General features: G+C 51.5%; 2 protein-coding genes. Both read left to right on the forward strand.

Features of this window, described 5'->3' with window-relative positions; translation table 11 throughout:
* Nucleotides 1-156 precede the first annotated feature (156 nt).
* Complete coding sequence (locus tag AC2FFE_RS20835) at nt 157-1212, forward strand: helix-turn-helix domain-containing protein (protein ID WP_496847603.1); 1056 nt, start codon at nt 157-159, stop codon at nt 1210-1212.
* Nucleotides 1213-1364: 152 nt separating this feature from the next.
* The gene (locus tag AC2FFE_RS20840; protein WP_496847605.1) at nt 1365-2474 is read left to right on the forward strand and encodes a Fic family protein; all 1110 of its coding nucleotides are present in this window, start codon (nt 1365-1367) and stop codon (nt 2472-2474) included.
* The last annotated feature ends 210 nt before the right edge of the window (nt 2475-2684 follow it).

Raw genomic sequence — 2684 nt, forward strand, 5'->3', positions numbered from 1 at the left:
GAAGGTCTTCCTATCCGCAATCGCACTCGCAGCTACCGTCCTGTTCTGGCTGTAATTTAATGAGTCTGGAGCCTAGAATCTAGCAGCACCCGAATCGCCATACAAGAAAAAACGCTCTTGAGCGAACGGGTAAATTTTGTCTGCCGATAGATAATCATGAAAACACTATCAGCATTGGCTCCAAATGGAGCAACCTTGTCGGGAACGGCAGGGCAGGGGAGTAGTACGCCCAAAAAATGGATACTTCTTCGTGCCGTTGAAGAGGCGAGAGAACCTCTTGGGTTAAAGTCCACAACTCTCAATGTCCTGAGAGCGATGATTTCCTTTTTAGGCGGTGATCAGATTGCTGCGGACCAAGATGATCATCACATCTGCTTCGCTTCCAACGCGGCAATCGCCAAACGAACTCACGTCAGCGTGCAGACAGTTGAGCGTCATATCTCAACGCTGGTTGAGCTTGGACTTATCCGCCGCGTAATGAGCGCAAACGGCAAGCGATGGGCACGCCGGGATCGACAGGGCAGGGTGGTCACCGCAACTGGTCTCTCCTTGATGCCTTTGTCTGAACGGCACGCTGAGTTCATCCAGGAAGCCCAGAGGCATGCTGATCGAGTTCTGGAGTTCACTGTACTCCGCGACAAGGTTTCCGCCTCTCTGGCGCGCCTTAGGGACCTCGTAGCAAATGACACCGCGATCTCTGATTTGATGACCACCGTACGCAATGCTCTGCGTCGCAAACCAGATGCGAATGTACTCAGCGAGCTGCTGGCAGAAATCTCTGTGGAAATCTCCGAGATAAGACAGACAGATACAGAAAATTTGAGGGCCAGTGACAGTGAAATTGAGGGGCACAAAGAGGACTCTTTGAATCCCAAAGTTAAGAAAGAAAAACTTTCTCAGATTCAGGTTTCTCCAGACCAAATGGAGCGCAGTTTTCCACGGCTATGCGCAGAACTACGCTTTGCAAAAGATCAGCACCACTGTGATCGGCTTATGGATAATATCGCCGAGTATCTACGACTTGGCAAAACCTGGTATGCAATGAAATCAACGTTTGGCCCCGCTATTCGCTTTATCGTTCTCGGATACATCTTCCAACGTGCTGAGAACATACAGTCTCCAGGGGCTTACCTGATTTCATTGTTAGTTAAGATCGAAAAGGGTGAGTTGTCTCCAAAAGCGATGCTCTCGCGGACCTCCAATGCTACGTAAATTTGGGAAACAGGGCGAGATTTACCGTTTTCAGATTAGACCTCCAATCGATGATCGGATTGAAGAATTTGAAAAGGTGAGCAATAGGATTGACCTCTATAAATCACGTGACCATAAATAATGAGCTATAGAAAGGAATATTATACCTCACGATGTGGAACTGGCAGAACCCTGACTGGCCGACTTTTCGTTACGATGCCGCAAGACTCGAACCAAACGAGCAACAGTTCCTGTTGTCCTCAGGGGAAGTTCTCGGAGCCGTACATCATGTGAACACATCAGATCGAGATCAATTGCGTATCGACCTGCTGAGCGAAGAAGCGATGAAGACCAGCGCGATCGAAGGTGAGATGCTGGATCGGCTCAGCGTGCAATCTTCTTTGCGCCGACATCTTGGACTGGCTCCCGACAGCTATCCATCCAAACCGCGCGAGCAGGGCGTTTCTGAAATGATGGTGGATGTTTATTCCAACTATTCGGAACCACTGTCACACGATACCCTGTTTCGGTGGCATGACATGCTTCTGTCCCATGACAGGCATCTGGAAAAAATTGGATCATACCGGAGCCATGAGGATGCGATGCAAATCGTCTCAGGCAGGCTGGATCGACCAACCGTGCATTTCGAAGCACCACCTTCACATCAGGTTCCGACTGAAATGGACCAGTTCGTAACCTGGTTCAACCGGACCGCACCGGATGGTCCAGAACCTTTGCGCGCACTGATCCGGGCCGGTTTGAGCCATCTTTATTTCGAGAGCATTCACCCCTTTGAGGACGGCAATGGCCGGTTGGGTAGGGCGCTGGCTGAAAAATCCCTGGCACAAAACATTGGTCAGCCAAGTCTGATTGCGCTTGCATTCACGATTGAGCGAGAGCGTAAGGCTTACTACGACCAACTCGAACGCCACCAAAAGACACTGGAAGTCACACCATGGCTCGTTTGGTTTGCCGAGACCGTCCTTACAGCGCAGCAGGTGACTCTTGAGCGGGTTGGGTTCTTCATATCCAAGACACATTTCTATGACCGGCATCGCGATCAGTTCAACGCCCGCCAAAGCAAGGTAATCGCCCGGTTGTTCAAGGCTGGGCCGGATGGGTTCAGAGGCGGATTGAGTGCCGAGAACTATATCTCGATCACGGGAACGTCGCGCGCCACTGCTACGCGGGATCTGCAGGATCTGGTAGAGAAAGGTGCTCTGACGCGAACGGGTGAACTTCGGTACACACGCTATTGGCTGAACTTGGACCGGGAAGGGTAGGGGGAGGAAAAACGGCACCAGCTTACTTCGTACTGGGTTGTACTCGTGTCAGCCTCAAGCTGCCCTTCTTAGGGCACGAAGGGCGGAAAGCAGCCATTCGCTGCAACGGCGAGATCGACAAACGCAAGAATGTGAAGCGGATGGGGTGGATGGCTCCTGCTCCACCGGCGTCGCAATGCGCCATAATGCAGTTGTCTATCACTGCTAGGA

It is taken from the genome of Ruegeria sp. YTSA168, from assembly GCF_059610045.1.